Genomic DNA, 18,723 nt, shown 5'->3' on the forward strand with positions numbered 1-18,723 from the left:
TGTGGCTCGGGCCGTGGCTCAGGCTCCGGTTGCGGCTCGGGCTCCGGCTCCGGCTGTGGTGGGTGGCGCGGTGGCGGCCTCCAGCTCTTCTGAACGCGTTCAGAACCAACTTTTGAACTTGTTCAGAATCGTCTACAGTCGGCTGCGGCAGAGGCGTCGAGAACGCCCGCCCCGCGGACCGCCCGGAGGACGGCTTCCGCATGCCCGCCGACCACCGAGGGGGACTCATGCCAGGCCCGTCCACGCCTGCCCCGACCGATCCGCAGCCCGGGGCCGATCCGCAGCCCGGGACCGAGCACGGCCCGTGGGCCGAGCCGGACTCGCCGTTCGAGCCGGACTCGCCGTTCGACATGTACCGGCCCGGCGCCCCGTACCGCACGCCGGACGCCCCCGTGCCCCCGCCGCCCGGCCGGCTGCGCGCCACCGACCCCGAGCGGCACGCGGCCGCCACCCCCCGGGTCCTCCTGCTCGCCCTGCTCGCCGGCCTGCTGACGGCCTGGCTGCTGTACGACGGAGTCGGCGCCAACCTGCTGATCTGCGGCACCGCCACGGCCGTCGTCGCCGGCCTGGTCGCCCGTACCGCCGGCCGCCGGATCCGGCCCTGGACGGTCGCCTGGAGCCTGCTGGCCCTCGCCCTGCTCGCTGTCCCGGCCCGCTGGGACGCGGGCTGGCCCGCGGTTCTCGCCTCCGGCTGCGCGCTGGGACTGGCCTCGCTCGCCCTGCACGGCGGGCGCCGCTGGCCCGGGGTGCTGCTCGCCCTGCCCGCCCTGGTCTGGCAACTGATCCCGGGTGTGAGCTGGATCTGGGACAGTCTGGAGGGCCGGCCGCTGCCGGGCGCCGGACGGCTCGTCCCGGTGCTCAAGGCGCTCGCGGTCGCCGCCGTCCTGCTGACCGTCTTCGGCCTGCTGTTCGCCGGTGCCGACGCCGCCATGGCGGACCTTCTGGCCGGCCTGGTCCCCAGCTTCGACGTCCACCAACTCCCCGGGCGCGGCGCGCTGTTCGGGCTCGGTACGCTCACCGCCCTCGGCTTCGCGCACATCGCCGCCGGACCGCGCCGCTGGGACCGGCTGGAGGTCCGCCCGGGCCGCGAACGGCGCCGGCTGGAATGGGCACTGCCGCTGGTCGCGCTCGACCTGCTGTTCGGCGCCTTCGCGGTGCTCCAGGCGGTCGTGGTGCTCGGCGGCGCGGACGCCGTGCTCGCCAACACCGGGATGAGCCGCTCCGCGTACGCCCGGCAGGGCTTCTGGCAGCTGAGCGTGATCACCGTGCTGACCCTGGTCGTGGTGGCCGTCGCCAAGCGCTGGGCGCCGCGCACCACCCCGGGCGACCGCCGGCTGGCCCGGATCCTGCTCGGACTGCTCTGCCTGCTCGCGCTGGCCGTGGTCGCCTCGGCGCTCGGCCGGATGTGGTTCTACGTGGACGCCTCCGGGCTCACCAGGCTGCGGCTGTGGGTGCTGGTGGTCGAGATCTGGCTGGGCGCCGTGTTCCTGCTGCTGCTCGCCGCCGGCCTCACCCGCCGGGGCGGGGCCTGGTTGCCGCGCGCCGTCGTCCTCAGCGGGATGCTCACCGTCGCGGCGTACGGGCTGATGGGGCCGGACGCGATCGTCGCCGAGCAGAACGTGGCCCGGTACGAGCGGTCGGAGCAGATCGACCTGCGCAACGTCCGTGACCTCTCGGCGGACGCGGTGCCCGCCCTGGACCGGTTGCCCGAGCCGCAGCGGTCCTGCGCGCTGCAACTGGTCCGGCGGGACCTGGACCAGGACACCCGGCCCTGGTACGCGGCCGGCGGCTCGGTCGCCGGGGCCCGGCAGGTCCTGGCGGAACGGCCGCTGATGGAGGCGCCGAGGTCGGGCCGGGGGGCCTGCGAGTGGGCCGGGCTGGCGCCCGAGCGGGGCTGGTAGCGGCCGCGGGGCTGGTAGCGGCCACCGGCGCCGGGCTGGGTACGGCTCCGGAAGTGCTGCGGGCCGGCCGGGAGCGTGCTGCTCCCGGCCGGCCCGTTGGCGGTTCCGCTGCCCCGCAGGGGGCCGGTGCGGATCAGTGCATCGCGATGCCGGCGCTGTCGCCGCTCGGCAGGTCGCTCGCCTTCGCCTTGATGACGAAGACCGCGACCAGCAGCGCGACCCCGGCGAGCACCGCGCCGACGATGAAGCCGTGCGAGATCCCCTGGGCGAGCACCGAGTTGGCGGCGTCGGACCCCGGCGGGAAGTCGTGCTTCTCCTGCAGGTAGGCGAGCTGGTCCGGCGAGGCCGAGTGCATGAACGCGGGCAGCTGCGCCGTGAACTCGGGCACGGCGTAGTGCGCGAAGACCGTCGTCAGGATCGAGAGGCCGAGCGAACCGCCGATCTGCTGCATCGAGTTGAGCAGACCGGAGGCGGCGCCGGTCTCCTCGCCGGGGACGCCCGCGACCGACAACAGCATCACCGGGACGAAGATCAGGCCCATGCCGAGGCCGAAGATCACCGTCGGGGCCAGCACGCCGTCCACGTAGCCGCTGTCCTTGTGGATCTGCGTCAGCCAGGTGAGGCCGATGGTGACCAGCAGCGCGCCGCCCGCCATGAACGGCTTCGGGCCGTACTTGGCCTGGAAGGCCGAGGCGAGCTGCGCGGCGATGATGATCGACACGCTGATCGGCAGGAACGAGACACCGGCCTTGAGCGGGCTGTACCCGAGCGGTCCCTGCACGAACAGGACGACGTAGAAGAAGATGCCGAACATGGCCGCGGCCAGGCAGAGCATCATCACCAGGCCGCCGGTGCGGTTGCGGTCGGCGAACAGGTGCAGCGGGGTGATCGGCTGGTCGGTGCGCCGCTCGATCACGATGAAGGCGGCCAGCAGGACGATACCGGCGGCGAAGGAGCCGAGCGTCAGGGGGTCCGACCAGCCGTCCGAGGCGGCCCGGATGAAGCCGTAGACCAGGCCGACCAGGCCGAGGGTCGAGGTGAAGGCGCCGGGCAGGTCGAAGCGGCCCGGGTGGCGCTCGGACTCGGCGATGTAGCGCGGCGCGGCGATCGCGATCAGCACGGCGATCGGCACGTTGACGAAGAACACCCAGCGCCAGTCCAGGTACTCGGTCAGCAGGCCGCCGGCCAGCAGGCCGATCGCGGCCCCCGAACCGGCCACCGCCGAGAAGACGCCGAACGCCTTGTTGCGTTCCGGCCCCTCCTCGAAGTTGGTGGCGATCAGGGCGAAGGCGGTGGGTGAGCAGATCGCGCCACCGATGCCCTGGAGCGCGCGGGCGGCCAGCAGCAGCGTGCTGTCCTGGGCGAAGCCGCCCAGCAGCGAGGCCAGGCCGAACAGCAGCGTGCCGAAGATGAACACCCGGCGGCGACCGAGGATGTCGCCGGCCCGGCCGCCGAGCAGCAGCAGCCCGCCGAAGGTCAGCGTGTAGGCGTTGATGACCCAGGACAGGTCGGTGGTCGAGAAGTTCAGCGCGTCCTTGATGTGCGGCAGTGCGATGTTCACGATGGTCGCGTCGAGCACCACCATGAGCTGGGTGGCCGCGATGACGGCCAGGGTGATGTTCTTCCCCCGGCCCTGGCCGGTCTTCGGCGGTGGGTTCTTGCTGAGTGTGTCGGAGATAGCCACGAATGTGCCCCCTGCTGGCTACGCGCGCGGTGCGGTGGGTGCGATGGGTGTGGGTGGGTGCGGTGGTGCGTGCGCTCGGTGCGCTTGCTGCGCCTTCTGCGCGGGAACTGCGGTGCGTCGATGGTGCCTCGGTGGTGCTTCGGGTGTCCGGGGCCGCAGCGGATCCGCCGGCCCGATTGCGCCGCTGCGCTTCGACGCAGGCTGGGAAGGAACGATGCCGTTCACTAATCTGGACGATAGCCTGGGCTCGATAGTGAACGCAAGCGTTCCTTAAGGATGGTGGCAATGGATCGGTTGACATGGCGCCCGGCGGCGGACCGGACGTCCGGGGGCTCCGCCGTGCCGCTGTCCTCCGGCGCGCTCCCGGCGGTGCCCGGGGCGCCGGCGGTATCGGTGGTGCCGGGAGCGCCGGGGGAGGGGGCCGAGCGCTGCTGCCCGGTGCAGGCCGTCCGGGAGGCGCTGGCCCGGCCGGTGCGGCGCAGGGGGAAGGAGTTGGAGAACGCGATCTTCGAGGCCGCGCTCGACCAGCTCACCTCCGGCGGATTCGCGCGGCTGACGATGGAAGGCGTCGCCGGCGCGGCGCGGACCGGGAAGGCCGCGCTCTACCGGCGCTGGGCGTCCAAGGAAGAACTCGTCATCGACGCCCTGGACGCCACTCTGCCACGCCCCTACGGCATCCCCGACCTCGGGTCCGCCCGGGCCGAATTGCTGCAACTCATCGGGCTGTTCACGGACGCGATCTGCTCCCGGGCGGGCGCCGCCCTGCACGCGCTGATGGCCGAGCTCTCCCAGCAACAGGCCGAGGTGTTCAAGGACTTCATCGTGCAGCGGGTGATCGGGCCGACCAAGGACACCATCCTGGACATCCTCCGCCGCGGCGTCGAGCGCGGTGACGTCCGCCCCGACGCGGTCACCCCGCTGGTCGCCGACGTCGTCCCCGCGATGCTGATGTTCCAGGTGAAGGTCGCCGAGCGGGACCTGGCCCCCGACTTCGCGGTCCGGCTGGTGGACGACGTGCTGGTCCCGATGGTCCGGCGGACGTAGCGGGCGCAGTGGACGTAGCCGGTCCGGGGCCTCCTGGAGCGGGCTTAGGCTGGAGAGCGCCCCATCGGAAGGGGCCGCACTGCCGAACGGAGTCCGTGATGCCCATCGTCCCGCCGACGCACTCCGTCGAACGCTCGCTCCGCCGGGCCGGCGCCAAGGTCGTGGTCGGGCTGGACGAGGTGGGACGCGGCGCCTGGGCCGGACCGGTCACCGTCGGGGCCGCCGTCACCGGCCTGCGCAAGCCGCCGGAGGGGCTCACCGACTCCAAGCTGCTCACCGAGCTGCGCCGCGAGGCCCTCGCGCCGGTGCTCACCGACTGGGTCACCGCGTACGCGCTCGGTCACGCCTCGCCGCAGGAGTGCGACGAACTCGGCATGACGGCGGCGCTGCGGCTGGCCGCCGTCCGCGCGCTGGAGGCGCTGCCGGTCGAACCCGACGCGGTGATCCTGGACGGCAAGCACGACTACCTCGGCGGCCCCTGGCGGGTGCGCACGGTGATCAAGGGCGACCAGTCCTGCATCTGCGTCTCCGCCGCCTCGGTGCTCGCCAAGGTCCACCGTGACGGGCTGATGGCCGAACTCGGCGAGACCTGCCCGGAATACGGCTTCGCCGACAACGCCGGCTATCCGTCCCCGGTGCACCGTTCCGCGCTGGAGGAGTTCGGCCCCACCGACCACCACCGGCTCTCCTGGGCGTACTTGGACGCACTGCCCAAGTGGCGTCATCTGAAGCGCGGTCGCGACGTCGTCGGTGCCGGTCAGGGATCCGCCGACGAACAGTTGACGCTCGGTTTCTGACGGTCCGTCTGGAATTGCCCGGGGTGGGGGTGACGGATCTCCCCGCCCAATGGGTGGGGCGCCCGTGCGCGTTCGACCGGCATTTGATAGATATCCGGGTATGCCTGTCTTCCCCGAGGAGCCGGAGATTCACGAGAGCCTCCCGGGCCCCGGCGTTCCCTTCCCCCGCGAGTCGGACGCACAAGCCCTCCACGCGCCTGCCACCGGCGGCGCACCCGCCACCGCATCCACCACCGCCGCCGCGCCGCTCCCGGTGCCCGGCCCGCGCCCGGCGCCCCCGCGGCCGGCGCCGCCGCGTGCCGACCGCCCGGGACCGTCGCGCCTGATCCCCAAGCCCGGTCCGGCACCGCGCCGCCCGGCCGCCGCCCCGGCCACGGTCACCGCTCCGGCCACGGCCGCCGTCCCGGCCCCGGCCGCCGCTCCGGCCACGTCGCAGGTCGAGGTCCAGCGCATCGCCGCCACCCCGGCGCAGGCGCTGGAACGCGCCGAGGACGCGGTCGACCTGCTCCTGGACTCGGGCCGCGACCCGGGCGAGATCCTGGTGCTGACCGTCGGCGACGCCCACCCCTGGCAGCAGCACGAGCTGTCCTTCGGCGAGGAGCGCTACTGGGCGCAACTCGCCGAGGGCGGCGACGTGTTCTACGCGGACGCGGCGCCGACCAGGCCGGTCCGCCGCGACGTGGTCGTGCTGGTGGTCAACGGCGGTTCGCCCGCCCGGGCCGCCGAGGCGTACGCCGACGCGCTCGGCCGCGCCAACAGCCTGCTGCTGGTGTGCGGCGAGGCCGGCCCGGCCGCCACGGGGGCGTCCGCAGCCGCACCCGGGCGTCCGGTCAAGGCCTGACCGAAGCTCCGACCGTCGTCCTCACCCCGGGTCCGGTGCCGTACGGTGCCGGGCCCGGGCCCGTCTGCGCTGCCGGTCCGTACTGCCTGTCCGCACTGTCCGCCCGCGCTGTCCGTCCGTACAGCCCGTGGCCCGTGGCCGGCGCCTCGGACCGGTCAGTGCGGGCGGGTCAGCGTGTGCCGGTGCGACGGCCCGGTTCCACGGTCGTGACCCGCGCTGGGATCCACGGCGGCTCGGCCTGCGGGGAGCGCTGCGGGGTGTCGACCCGCTTGGCCTGTTCGGCGGCCTGCTGCCGGGCCCGCTGGCTGCGCGGGGCGTCGTCGAGCACCGACCGCGGCGGCAGTTCCGTCACGATGTGCAGCGGCCCGTCCGCCCACGAACCCGCGTGCGGATTGCGTCCGCCCCGCCCGTCGCCGAGGATCTGCCAGCCCGTCGCGGTGAGCCCGATGTACGAGCCGCAGCGCAGCCCGTGCAGCCCGGCCGCGTCCCGCAGCGCCCACATCCAGGCGCCGTCCTGTTCCGTCCAGCCGGGCGCGCCGTCGCGGCAGCGCAGCAGCACGGCCGTCCGGGTCGGCTCGGGCTGGCGCAGGTCGTGCGGGGTGACCCGGCGCAGGTGCGTCAGCAGGGCGTTCCGGTGCTGCCAGCCGTCGGTGTCGTGCGGCCAGGGCGTGAACGAGGCCGAGGCGGCCAGGTGGTGGAGCGCGTCCAGGACCGCCACCACGACCGTGCCCGGCTGGGGCAGGTGGCGCTGGTGCAGTTCCAGGACGAACTCGCGCGGATCGCGTAGCAACGGGATCCCCGAGGCGGTCCAGGTCTCCAGGTCCAGCAGCCGTCTGGGCGCCGAACCTCCGGAGAGGGGATGCTGACCTCGGCCGATACCGTTGATCACGATCCTCCTTCCTGGCCCGTGGGCAGGCGGGTGCCTGGGTACGCCGAAGGGCGGGCCCAGCGGACCGGATTTCGGGTACCTCCCAATTCTCGGGGCAACGGGGCCGGAGCGGCAACGATGAAATGATGAACGCCACCCGATAGCCCATGTTCTGCCGGATATGTTCCACGTCGACCCGAGTGGGGTTCGGGTGACGCCCGACCTTGATCCACTCCACGCGAAGGGCATGTCGAACCGTTGTCGGCACGCTGGGCCCTCCTTTCTCGGGTCGGATCTCCGGTGTGATCGAAATCGCCCTGGCAACTCCTTTCCGTTAGGCCATTCGAGTGATGGCGGCCTCGGGAGCGACGGCCGCCCGCCGTCTGCTCACCCCTGCACCCCCAGGACCAGCGGCAGCACCGCACCGGCCCCGGCCCGGCGCAGCAGCCGGGCGGCCACGGTGACCGTCCACCCCGAGTCCACGAGGTCGTCCACCAGCAGCACCGGCCCGCCGGCGGCCGCCACCGCCTGCTCCAGCTCCGGCGGCAGCACCAGTGACCCGGCCAGCGAGTGCAGCCGCTGCGCGCTGTTGCTGCGGGCCCCGTGCGGCGGCAGCCCGCCGGCGTACTCGATCCGGCCGAGCAGCGGCAGCCGTCCGACCTCGGCGATCCGCGCGCCGAGGCTGCCGACCAGCTGAGGGCGGGTCGAGGAGGCCATGGTCACCACGCCGACCGGCCGCTCCAGCCGGGTGCCCTCCGCCGTCGCGGGCCCGGCCCAGCCGCCGGGGCCGCGGGCCCAGTCGGCCAGCACCGCCACCAGGGCGTCCACCGCCTCGCCGGGCACCGGTACGTCCGGCGCCTGGTCGGCGAGCAGGGTGCGCAGCCGGGTGCCCCAGCCGATGTCGGACAGCCGGCCGAGCGCCCGGCCGGTCTCCGCCTGTTCGCCCGCCGGGATCCGGCCCTTCAACGGCACCCCGAGCGCGTCCATCCCGGTCGGCCAGAGCCGGCGCGGTTCGAAGCTCACGCCCGGGCGGCCGAGTGCGGCCCGGGCGGCGGCCAGCGCCTCCGCGGAGACCTCCGGGGTGTGCAGCGGCCCCGCGCAGTTGTCGCACCGCCCGCACGGCACGGCCTGCTCGTCGTCCAGCTGGCGGCGCAGGAACTCCATCCGGCAGCCGGTGGTTGCCGCATACTCGCGCATCGCCCGCTGTTCCGCCTCCCGGGAGGCGGCGACCTTGGCGTAGCGGGCGGCGTCGTACGCCCAGCTCTGCCCGGTGGCCGTCCAGCCGCCCTTGACCCGGCGGACGGCGCCGTCCACGTCCAGCACCTTGAGCATGGTCTCCAGCCGGGCGCGGCGCAGGTCCACCCGGGGCTCCAGGGCGGCCGTGGAGAGCGGGCGGCCGGCCTCGGCGAGCGCGTCGATGGTGCGCCGCACCTGCTCCTCCGGCGGGAAGGCGAGCGAGGCGAAGTAGCGCCAGATCGCCTCGTCCTCGCGCCCGGGCAGCAACAGCACCTCGGCCCGGTCCACCCCGCGGCCGGCCCGGCCGACCTGCTGGTAGTAGGCGATCGGGGAACTGGGCGAGCCCAGGTGGACGACGAAGCCGAGGTCTGGCTTGTCGAAGCCCATGCCGAGCGCGGAGGTGGCGACCAGCGCCTTGACCCGGTTGGCCAGCAGGTCGGCCTCGGCGGTGCGGCGCTCGGCGTCCTCGGTGCGGCCGGAGTAGGAGGCCACCGGGAAGCCGCGCTCGCGCAGGAAGGCCGTCACCTCCTCGGCGGCGGCCACCGTCAGGGTGTAGACGATGCCCGAGCCGGGGAGCCGGTCGAGGTGGTCGGCCAGCCAGGCGAGCCGGTGCGCCGGGTCGGGCAGCGCGAGCACGCCCAGGGTGAGGCTCTCCCGGTCGAGCGGGCCGCGCAGCACCAGGGCGTGCTCGTCGGTGCTGCCGGTGCCGAGCTGCTCGGCGACGTCGGCGGTGACCCGGGCGTTGGCGGTGGCGGTGGTGGCCAGCACCGGGACGCCGGGCGGCAGGTCGGCCAGCATGGTGCGCAGCCGGCGGTAGTCCGGGCGGAAGTCGTGGCCCCAGTCGGAGATGCAGTGGGCCTCGTCGACCACCAGCAGGCCGGTGGAGGCGGCGAGCTTCGGCAGTACCTGGTCGCGGAAGTCCGGGTTGTTCAGCCGCTCGGGGCTGACCAGCAGGACGTCGACCTTCCCGGCGGCGACCTCGGCCTGGACCTCGTCCCACTCCTCGGTGTTGGCCGAGTTGATGGTGCGGGCGTGGATCCCGGCCCGGGCCGCCGACTCGACCTGGTTGCGCATCAGGGCGAGCAGCGGGGAGACGATCACCGTCGGCCCGGCGCCGCGGGCCCGGAGCAGGGCGGTGGAGATGAAGTAGACCGCGGACTTCCCCCAGCCGGTGCGTTGGACGACCAGTGCGCGGCGGTGGTCGACCACGAGGGCCTCGATCGCCGTCCACTGGTCCTCGCGCAGGCTGGCGGCGGGGCCGGCCAGCTCGCGCAGGACGGCCTCGGCCCGCGCCCGGACCTCGGCGCGGTCGGCGGTGGCGGTGGTGTGGATGTCGGGCTGCTGCATGGCGTCGATGTAACCCCATGCCGCCGACAAGGGGCGAATGCGGGTGGGACGGTGGAGGGGAAGGCCGGGTGTATTTCATCCGCTGATCCGCTGAACGGCCGCCAAAATTCACTCTCCGGAGTGGCCGTTCTGTGCTCCGATCGAGCGAAGGAAAATTCGGGGGCCGAGTTGTCCACAGGAAAAGAGAAAGTGGCGGAGTCGTTCTCGCATTGCGCCCACGCTTGCGGCCATGAACGCGATGAACAACGAACACGTCACCCTGTCCCTGGGCCCGGCTTCCGAGCAGCGGCCCGTCGTCATGCGCGGTCCGGCCGACATGGCCGAGCTGTTGCCCTACCTCCTGGGGTTCTACCCCGACGACAGCATTGTCGCGGTGGGTCTCCAGGGCCCCGACCTCCATCAGGGCGGGGTCATCCGGGCGGACCTCCCGGTCTCGCCCGCGGACTGGCCGGCGGCGGCCGAGGAGACGGCCGCCCTGCTGGTCGCCCTCTCCGAGCGGCACGGTGGCCGGCCGCTCGAGGTGCTGCTCTACCTCTGCCAGGATCCGGTCACGGCGCACGCCCCGCCCCCGGTGGACGAACTGCGGCCGCTGGCCGGCGAGCTGCGCGCGGCCTTCGGGCGCAGGGGAGTGGCGGTCAAGGAGTCGCTGTGCGTCTCGGACGGCCGCTGGTGGTCCTTCCTCTGCCGCCGGGAGGGCTGCTGCGATCCGGCGGGCAACCCGGTGCGGCGCGGGCCCGATCCGGGCCCGGCGGCCGCCGCCGCGACGGTGGCCGGCCTGGTGCCGCGCGGCAGCCGGAAGGCGATCGTCGGCGCGCTGGCCCCGGCCGGTCCACCGGCGGACGCCGCGCAGCGCGAGGCGCTGGTCCGCGCCGAGCCGCTCGCCGGGGCGGTCTCCCGGGAGCAGGGCCTCGAACTGCTGGAGCAGGCCTTCGCCGAGTTCGCGGCCGGTGCCCGGGAGCTCGACGAGGAGCGGGCGGCCCGGTTGCTGTTCGCCCTGCGGGACCGCCTCACCCGGGATCGCGGCGTCGAGTTCGTCCGGCCGGCCGAACTCGCCCCCGCCGAGCGGCTCTGGCGCTTCCTCGCCCGGCGGGCCGTCCCGCCGTACGAGGGCTGCGCGGTGGCCCCGCTCACCCTGCTGGCCTGGGCGTCCTGGGTCGCGGGGGACACGGCCACCGCCCGGGTGGTGCTCGGCCACGTCCTGCGGCTCTCGCCGGGCTACCTACTGGCCGAGCTGCTGTACGAATCGATGAACGACGGGATGACGCCCGGGGCGCTGCTGTCCGCCGTCGAGGCACAGCGGCGGCGGCGCGAGGAGCGCGCGGCGGACGCGCGGCGCGGGGGCGGTTCCGGGCCCGCGGCCGTCGACGGACCGGGGGCACCGCCGGGCGCCGAGCGTGCCCCGGACGGCGAGCCCGGGCCGCGCTCCGGCTCGACGGGCGGTGCGCGCCGACGGCGCCGGGGCGGGCGACGGAAGGGCGGTTCCGCGGCCTCGACCCCGACCCCGGCCCCGGCCCCGGCCCCGGCCCCGGACGATCAGGGCCCGGACGGTCCCGACCGTTCCGGCGAGCCGGGGCCGGCCGGTCGACCCCGGGGCTCGGTCGCCCTGCTCCCGGCCCCGGGCTGCGGGCCTGCGGCCGGGGCACGGCCCACCCGGGGCGTGCGCCTCGGCCGGGCGGGGGCCTGCGCCTCGGCCGCCGTCCGGTCCGGTACCGGCCTGCACCGGTGCCGCGGTGCCCGGCAGGCGGGGAGAGGAGCCCACCGTGCGCACTGAACCGCCCGCCGCCCCACCGGTCGGCAGGGTGCTACGCCTCCCCGTGCGCCATCTTGATCAGCCGGTCGAGCACCTTGCCGCCGCTCACCCGCAGGCCGTCGTGCTCCCACTCGTTGGTGATCCAGGTCCGCAGGCCGCGCACCGCCCGGGCGGTCTCCAGCGAGTCGGCGGTGTCCACGTACATGTCGTCGTGGTACACCGCCGCCACGACGGGCACGGTGTTGGCGGCCAGCCGCGCCGGGTCGTAGAGGTCGGGCCAGTCGGTGCGGGCGGCGAGCAGGTCCGCGGTCTCCTTGAGCGGGCGCAGCGCCGGGTCGGTGTCGAACATCCAGGGGTAGATCATCTCCCCGGTGAACAGCACCGGAGTGTCGCCCGCCAGCGCCGCCCGGGCGTCGAACTGGGGGAACTCCTTGCGGACCCGCTCCGCCGACCAGGCGGTGCCGCCCTGGTCCACCGAGCGCTGACCGTAGATCGACTCGTGCAGCACGGCGTACAGCGGGCCCTCGGCGAAGGAGAGCCGGGCCTGGACACCGGCCAGGAAGGTGTCGGAGAGCTCGGCCCCGGCCGGGCCCTCCACCCAGGCCTCCTCCAGGAGGTAGTGCAGGGCTCCGGAGCCGCTGCCGCCGCCGAGCATCATCCCGAGCACCTGGAACGCCTCGACGGTGAGCAGCCCGCCGTCGGGCAGCGTGGCGGGGGAGTCGGCCAGGTGGGCGGCGATCCGCCGGACGGCCTCGACGTCCTGCGGGAAGCGGGCGTAGTGGTCCTCGTTCTTGCGGACGACGCGCGGGTAGGCGGCGCGGTAGACGTCGTCCGCCGAACTGCCGAGGCCGGAGAGGCCACCGGTGATGAAGGCCTCCGTCAGGCCTTCGGGAGCGAAGGAGAGGTAGGTGAGGGTGCAGAAGCCGCCGAAGCTCTGGCCGAGCACGCTCCAGCGCCGGTCGGCGCCGAGCAGCCGGTGGCGGATCAGCTCGGCGTCCCGGACGATGGCGTCCGCGCGGAAGTGGGCGAGGTAGTCCGCCTGCTCCTGTGGGCCGCCGCGACGGGCGAGGGTCTGCCGGGTCGCGGGGGTGGACCGGCCGGTGCCGCGCTGGTCGAGCAGCAGCACCCGGTAGTCGTCCAGGGCGCGCTCCAGCCAGGCGTCCCGGCCGAGCGGGCGGGCGGCCTTGCCACCGGGGCCGCCCTGGAGGAACAGCAGCCAGGGCAGGTCGTCCCGCTCGCGGCCGGAGGCCACCACCTCGCGGGCGTAGACCTCGATCTGCTCGCCCTCCGGGGAGGCGTGGTCGAGCGGGACGTGGAAGACGTGGTCGGTCGTGACAATCCCGGGCAGTCGGCTGACGGTGGACATGCAAACTCCTCGGTCTCTGCTGGTCACAGCGGTTGCGTCGCGGTTCACGGGGTCACCGGCTACGGGCGCCGCGACCCCCGCACCGTATCCTGACCGCGGTCGAGCACCGGTTCGACCGCCTCCGCCCACCGGACCGGCCGGCCGGCAGCGCCCCGGCCCCGGAGCGCGGCTCGGGCCAGGAGCGGCTCCGAGCCCCTGGGAAGGCCTCCGGTGACGGCCCGCGGGGGCGGCGCGACCGTCCGGCGGCCGGGCACACGACCAGCGGCGGCCCCGACGGGCGTGACCTGGCGGCGGTGCGCGGCGTTCACCCCCGGGGGCCTGCGTCCGGCGGGCGCGGGGCGCGGGGGCGGGGTGGCACGGGCAGGGCGTCACCGGCAGGCCGGGGCGCCGGACGCGACGGCGTACCGGGCGCCACAGGGGTGCCCGACGCGCAAGGCGCGGAGCGCCGGTACCGGACCGGTACCGGACGCCGCATGGCACGGCCCACCGTCGGGTACGGCCAGACACGGCACGACCACCGACGGGAGCGAGCTCGTCGGCGGGGCACCACCAGCACGCGATCGAACATGCTCGCGGCCCACCGGCCTGACGGCCACCGGACCGCCGAGGGGAGGAGAGTCCGGTGACCGCCATGAGGCCACTGCAGGCCATGCCGGCCGAGAGCGTGGTCGGCGCGCCCAGACCGGTCGGCCGCCCCGACCAGTTCCCGGCGGCCGGGCCCGCAGGCGCACCCGTCGGCTCCGGCCGGCCGGCGGCCCCGCCGCGCCCCCAGCCCCCGGCCGTCCATCACGCGCTGCTCTGCGTCAACGCCCCCGCGATGGCCGCCTCCGGCCCGGACGGTCAGCTGCGCGGCCACGGCCTGCACGGCTTCTACCGCAACGGCGTCCGGGTGCTGGCCCGGATGGAGCTGCGGCTGGGCGGGATGGAGCCGCTGCCGCTCCAGGGCACCCTGACCAGCACCGCCCAGGCCCGCTTCCTCGGCGCCGTCCGCCTCCCCGGCGACCCTGACCCGGACCCAGCGCTCACCGTCGAGCGGCTGCGGCACGCGGACGGCGTGGAGACCGTCACGGTGCGCAACACCGGAGCCCGGCCCGCCCGGCTGCCGCTGGAGATCGCCCTCGGCACCGACCTGGGCCCGGTCGCCGAGATCGCCGCCGGGCACCGCCCGCCCGACCTGCCGGGTCAGGTGCAGTCCGCCGGGCTGCGCTGGTCCGGCCCGGTGCACAGCGCCGTGGTCGGGGCCAAGCCCTCCCCGCACGCCGTCCTCGCCGGGGCCGGGGTGCTCCGCTGGGACTTGGAGGTCCAGCCGGGCGCCCGCTGGTCGGTCGAGCTGCGGGCCGAACTGGAGACCGCCCCCGGCGGCCCGCGCCCGCCCGGCGGGCGCGGCACCGGCGTCCCGCTGCCCTGGGCCGAACCGGAGGTGCGCAGCGACGACCCGCGCGCCGCGCTGCTGGTCGACCGTTCCCTGGACGCCCTCGGCGGGCTGCTGTTCGCCGACCCGGACCGCCCGACCGACCTCTACCCGGCCTCCGGCGCGCCCTGGCGCTTCGGACTCGCCCCGGCCGACGCGCTCTGGGCCGCCCGGCTGGCCCTCCCGCTCGGCACCCGGCTCGCGGCCGGCACCCTGCGCGCACTGGCCCGCCGTCAGCAGCTCGCCCCCGCCCCCGGCCGCACCGAGGGCCTGCTCCCCGGCGCCCTGCGGCACGGCGGCCCCGAGCTGCCGCCCACCTGCACGGCCACCGAGGCCACCCTGCTGTTCGTCACCGTGCTGGCCGAGGCCTGGCGCTGGGGGCTGCCCCGGGCGGAGGTCGTCGAGCTGCTCCCGTCCGCCGAGCGGGCCCTGGCCGCCCTGCGCGAGGGCCTGGTCGACGGCTTCGTCACCGACCTCGGCCGCTCGGTGGAGGACCGCGCCGCCCAGCCGGTCGCCGCCCGCGCCGAGGTGCAGGCGCAGGCCCACCGCGCCGCCCTGCACGGCGCCGAGCTGCTGGAGGCCTTCGGCAGGCCGGGCGCCGGGGAATGGCGGGCCTGGGCCGCCGAGCTGCGCGGACGCTTCCGCGAGCGGTTCTGGATCGACGACCTCTCCGGCGGCCGCCCCGCCGCCGGGCTGGTCCCGGGCGGCCAGCCACTGCCCGCCGTCGCCTCCTCGCTGGTGCACCTGCTCGACACCGGGCTGGCCGCCGACGGCGGCCGGCACGAGAGCCTGCTGGACCGCGAGCGCACCCGGCTGCTCGCCCAGCGGCTGGTCGCGCCCGAGCTGGACAGCGGCTGGGGCCTGCGCACCCTCAGTGCCAAGTCGCCCCGCTTCAACCCACTGGGCCACCGCGGTGGCGCGGTGCGGATCCACGAGACCGCTCTGGCGATCGCCGGGCTCGCCGAGGCCGGTCACGAGAACGAGGCCGGCGCCCTGCTGGAGGGCCTGCTCGCCGCCTCCGCCCACTTCGAGGGGCGGCTGCCGGAGATGTACGCGGGCGAGCAGCGCACCCCCGGCTGCCCACCGGTGCCGCACCCGGCCGCCTGCCGCCCGGCGGCGGTCTCCGCGGCCGGAGCCGTTCACGCGGTGTTCGCACTCGCCGGAGTCCGGCCGGACGTCCCCGGCGGCCGGGTCCTGGTCCGCCCGGCCAGCACCGCCCCGCTCGGCGAACTCGAACTGACCGGCCTACGGGTGGCGGGGGAGCCCTTCTCGGTGCGGGTGAGTCGGATCGGAGTGGCGATGGTGGAGGAGGCTTCCGCACACCTGCAACTGGTCGCCCGCTGACACCAGGACCTGCCACCAGGACCTGACGCCCGCTCCTGCCACCGGCCCCTGCCACCAGGCCTTGACACCAGGTCCTGCCACCACCCGCCGGGACTGCTCGCCGAGACCACCCGTGCGCGAAGCGTCTCGGACGGCCGGGGGAACGGCTGCTGTGCGCTCCGCGTACGGGCCTGTGCTTATCGTCAGAGAGACGACTATGATCGTCGCCATGTCGCGCTACGATCCGTCGGCCTTCCCCCCGTTCGCTGTCACGGTTGACCTGGTGGTTCTGACGGTGCGCGACCACTCGCTCTGCGCCCTGCTGGTCAGACGGGGTGAGCCGCCCTACCAGGGGTACTGGGCGCTGCCCGGCGGCTTCGTCCGGCCGGACGAGGGCCTGGCCGAGGCGGCCTCCCGCGAGCTGGCCGAGGAGACCGGTCTGCGCGCCCACTCCGCCCCCGGCCACGAGGTGGTCGGCCCCGGCGCGGCCGGTGCCCACCTGGAGCAGCTCGCCACCTACGGCCACCCGCAGCGCGACCCCCGGATGCGCGTGGTCAGCGTCGCCTACCTGGTGCTCGCCCCCGACCTCCCGACCCCCCGGGCCGGCGGCGACGCCAGCAGCGCCCGTTGGGCGCCGGTCGGCGAACTCCTCGGCGGGAGCCCGGCCGACGGAGTTCCGCTGGCCTTCGACCACGGCCTGATCCTCGCCGACGGTGTGGAGCGGGCCCGCTCCAAGATCGAGTACTCCTCCCTGGCCACCGCCTTCTGTCCGACCGAGTTCACCGTGGGCGAGCTGCGTCGCGTCTACGAGGCCGTCTGGGGCGTCGCCCTCGACCCGCGCAACTTCCACCGCAAGGTCACCGGCACCCCGGGCTTCCTCCTCCCCTCCGGGGGCACGACCACCCGTCAGGGCGGTCGCCCGGCGCAGCTCTTCACCGCCGGCGGGGCGACCGTCCTCAACCCGCCGATGCTCCGCCCCGATTCCTGAGCCCCGAGCCCTGAGTGCCGACGGCCCCGACCGGCCACCCCGGACCCGGCTCACCCCTGCCCCCGCCCCGTGCCGCCCCGCTTCCCGCCGCGGCCGCCGAACGGCCCAGGCCCGGAGGCCGGTGCGGCGCCACCGGCGCACAGTGACCGTGGACGCTCCGGTCACCGGACCGGAGGCCTTCGACCGTGGGAGCCCCGTGATGGCCATCGACGACTGCGCCCGGCAGCGAGGCATCATCGAGAGCCACGTGGCGGAGTTCAAGAACCTCACCGCCGCTACCGACCGCACCGAGAAGCAGCTGGCCGCTCTCCAGGCCGCGCACGCCGACCCGCAGGCCATCGCGTCCGTGGAGGAGCGGCTGAGCGCGGAGCAGGAGCAGCTGGCCGAGACCGCCTTCGCGGGCAAGGTCGCCGTCGAGTCGTACCGGGGGGAGTGCGTCGGCCAGTCGCTGCCGCCCGGGGCCGCGGATTTCCTGACCGCCGACGCTCCGGCCGCCGACCCGGGAACGGGCGCGGCCGGCGGCCCGTCGTAGCCGCCTCCCCGGTGAATCGCAGGATCGGATTGTCCCCTGATCGGGTGAGGTGGGCAGGCGGTGGGCCCGTGGCGGTTCGGTAATGCCCGGAATCAGCGGTGCTGACCCCTAATGTGCTGGCGTCGAGCAGGTCGGCCGAGGGCATGGGAGCAGCCAGCGATGATCCAGATCACCGGACTGACCAAGGTCCACCGCAAGGGCGCCCCGCCCGCGGTGCTCGATCTGACCTTCGATGCCCGGCCCGGGATGGTGACCGCGCTGCTCGGCGACGAGGGGGCGGGCAAGTCCACGGCGCTGCGGTTGATGCTCGAACTCGAACGCGGCCAGGGCATCACGCTCTTCGAGGGCCGCACCTACCGCCGGATCCGCCGCCCCGAGCGCGAGATCGGTGTGCTGCTGCCGGGCCCGGGGGAGGGGGCCGCGGCGGTGGCCGGGAACCCGGGCCGCAAGGCGCGCGGCCACCTGCGAATGCTGGCCGCGGCGGTCGGCGTCCCGACCCGTCGGGCCGACGAGCTGCTGGAGCAGACCCGGCTGGCCGCCGTCGCTGGGCAGCGGCTGCGCACCTTCTCCCCGGGGATGCACCGCCGGCTCTCGCTGGCGGCCGCGCTGCTCGGCGATCCCGGCACCTTGCTGCTGGACGCACCGACCGAGGGCCTGTCCCCGCGCAACGTCGAGTGGTTCCACTCCTTCCTGCGCTCCTTCGCCGTCGCGGGCGGAACCGTGCTGGTGACCACCCGCACCCCGCAGGAGGCAGCCCACCTGGCGGACCGGGTGGTGACCCTGGACCGAGGCCGGATGCTGGCCGACCAGCCGGTGGCGGAGTTCTGCCGGACCAGGCTGAGCCCCGAAGTGGCCGTCCGGGGGCCGCAGATGGCACGGCTCGCGGACCTGCTGGTCAGTCAGGGCGCCGAGGTCCGCCGGGACGGCGGGGCGGGGATCGCGGTGGCGGGCATCGACCGCACCGAGATCGGTGAACTCGCCTACCGCCACGGGATCCTGTTGCACGAGCTGGCCGACCGGGTGGTCGAGCAGCCGGTGCCCCGCGCCGCCCTGCCGGCGGCCTCCGGCCGCTCGGGCCGGCTCCTCCTCCAGCCGGAGGCCGGGGCCGCGAGGCCCCGCCCCGAGGCCGAGACCGAGACCAACGCCGAGGCCGCGCGGCCCGGCTCCGAGTCGGGCTCCGAGTCGGGCTCCGAGCCCACCGCCGCAGAGCCCGTGCTCCCCGGAGTCGCCGTCCCGGAGCCCGCCTCGGAGGGCCGTTCCCGCGAGGGCGCGGTCCGGAGCACCCGGGCGCTCCCGGTCGCCGCCGTGACGGCCGCCCTGCCCGTCCTCGCCGCCACCGTCCGGAAGCCGGCCCCAGCGTCCGCCCCCACCGTCGCCGTGGAGCGGCTCTTCCGCGACCGGCCCGCCCCGGCCCCCGAGCCCCTTCCCGCCGAGCACCTCCCCGCCGAGCCGGTCCGCACCGCAGCCGAGGCGGCGACGCAGGCCGAGCCCGTGACCGCGCGCACGCCCGAGCCGCGGCCCGCCGTCGGGAGGGGCGCCGACCTGCTCACCGACGACACCGTCCGCCTCGGCCGGGTCATCCCCGGCAACAGCCCCGCCGCCCCCGCCACCCCCGACGACCACCGGAGCGAGTGA

13 protein-coding genes are annotated in these 18,723 nt (G+C 75.4%); 9 read left to right on the forward strand and 4 right to left on the reverse strand.

Annotation, left to right across the window (positions count from 1 at the left end):
• Positions 1 to 227 precede the first annotated feature (227 nt).
• Positions 228 to 1,901, forward strand: a complete 1,674-nt coding sequence (locus ACZ58X_RS30130; protein WP_470336740.1) for a DUF4153 domain-containing protein — start codon at positions 228 to 230, stop codon at positions 1,899 to 1,901.
• A 133-nt stretch (positions 1,902 to 2,034) separates the two neighbouring features.
• On the opposite strand, the gene ACZ58X_RS30135 is transcribed toward ACZ58X_RS30130, so the two are convergent.
• Positions 2,035 to 3,486 carry an MFS transporter gene (locus tag ACZ58X_RS30135; protein WP_470336786.1) on the reverse strand — a complete coding sequence of 484 codons (1,452 nt, stop codon included), beginning with the start codon at positions 3,484 to 3,486 and terminating at the stop codon, positions 2,035 to 2,037.
• Positions 3,487 to 3,870: 384 nt separating this feature from the next.
• On the opposite strand from ACZ58X_RS30135, the gene ACZ58X_RS30140 reads away from it, so the two are divergent.
• The 3 genes from ACZ58X_RS30140 to ACZ58X_RS30150 all read left to right on the forward strand — a co-directional run bounded on the left by ACZ58X_RS30140 (position 3,871) and on the right by ACZ58X_RS30150 (position 6,267).
• The gene (locus tag ACZ58X_RS30140) at positions 3,871 to 4,629 is read left to right on the forward strand and encodes a TetR/AcrR family transcriptional regulator (RefSeq protein WP_470336741.1); all 759 of its coding nucleotides are present in this window, start codon (positions 3,871 to 3,873) and stop codon (positions 4,627 to 4,629) included.
• A gap of 98 nt (positions 4,630 to 4,727) precedes the next feature.
• Positions 4,728 to 5,426, forward strand: coding sequence for a ribonuclease HII (locus tag ACZ58X_RS30145; RefSeq protein ID WP_470336742.1), 699 nt, complete (start codon positions 4,728 to 4,730; stop codon positions 5,424 to 5,426).
• A 100-nt stretch (positions 5,427 to 5,526) separates the two neighbouring features.
• A complete protein-coding gene (locus ACZ58X_RS30150; protein WP_470336743.1) occupies positions 5,527 to 6,267 on the forward strand; it encodes a hypothetical protein in 741 nt (246 codons plus the stop codon).
• Positions 6,268 to 6,436: 169 nt separating this feature from the next.
• On the opposite strand, the gene ACZ58X_RS30155 is transcribed toward ACZ58X_RS30150, so the two are convergent.
• Both ACZ58X_RS30155 and ACZ58X_RS30160 read right to left on the reverse strand, forming a co-directional pair.
• A complete protein-coding gene (locus tag ACZ58X_RS30155) occupies positions 6,437 to 7,156 on the reverse strand; it encodes a hypothetical protein (protein WP_470336744.1) in 720 nt (239 codons plus the stop codon).
• A 366-nt stretch (positions 7,157 to 7,522) separates the two neighbouring features.
• The gene (locus ACZ58X_RS30160) at positions 7,523 to 9,718 is read right to left on the reverse strand and encodes a RecQ family ATP-dependent DNA helicase (protein ID WP_470336745.1); all 2,196 of its coding nucleotides are present in this window, start codon (positions 9,716 to 9,718) and stop codon (positions 7,523 to 7,525) included.
• Positions 9,719 to 9,947: 229 nt separating this feature from the next.
• Here ACZ58X_RS30160 and ACZ58X_RS30165 point away from each other — a divergent pair, with 229 nt between their 5' ends.
• Positions 9,948 to 11,489, forward strand: coding sequence for a DUF4192 domain-containing protein (locus tag ACZ58X_RS30165; RefSeq protein WP_470336746.1), 1,542 nt, complete (start codon positions 9,948 to 9,950; stop codon positions 11,487 to 11,489).
• A gap of 31 nt (positions 11,490 to 11,520) precedes the next feature.
• On the opposite strand, the gene ACZ58X_RS30170 is transcribed toward ACZ58X_RS30165, so the two are convergent.
• Positions 11,521 to 12,834, reverse strand: a complete 1,314-nt coding sequence (locus tag ACZ58X_RS30170; protein ID WP_470336747.1) for an alpha/beta fold hydrolase — start codon at positions 12,832 to 12,834, stop codon at positions 11,521 to 11,523.
• 631 nt (positions 12,835 to 13,465) lie between these two features.
• Here ACZ58X_RS30170 and ACZ58X_RS30175 point away from each other — a divergent pair.
• The 4 genes from ACZ58X_RS30175 (at position 13,466) to ACZ58X_RS30190 (ending at position 18,723) form a co-directional block, all read left to right on the forward strand.
• The gene (locus tag ACZ58X_RS30175; RefSeq protein ID WP_470336787.1) at positions 13,466 to 15,589 is read left to right on the forward strand and encodes an amylo-alpha-1,6-glucosidase; all 2,124 of its coding nucleotides are present in this window, start codon (positions 13,466 to 13,468) and stop codon (positions 15,587 to 15,589) included.
• 208 nt (positions 15,590 to 15,797) lie between these two features.
• Positions 15,798 to 16,556, forward strand: coding sequence for an NUDIX hydrolase (locus ACZ58X_RS30180; protein ID WP_470336748.1), 759 nt, complete (start codon positions 15,798 to 15,800; stop codon positions 16,554 to 16,556).
• 199 nt (positions 16,557 to 16,755) lie between these two features.
• Entirely contained in the window at positions 16,756 to 17,088 is a 333-nt protein-coding gene (locus ACZ58X_RS30185) for a hypothetical protein (RefSeq protein ID WP_470336749.1), read from the forward strand.
• Positions 17,089 to 17,247: 159 nt separating this feature from the next.
• The gene (locus tag ACZ58X_RS30190; protein ID WP_470336750.1) at positions 17,248 to 18,723 is read left to right on the forward strand and encodes an ATP-binding cassette domain-containing protein; all 1,476 of its coding nucleotides are present in this window, start codon (positions 17,248 to 17,250) and stop codon (positions 18,721 to 18,723) included.

The sequence above is a fragment of the Kitasatospora sp. NPDC040550 genome, from assembly GCF_055594965.1.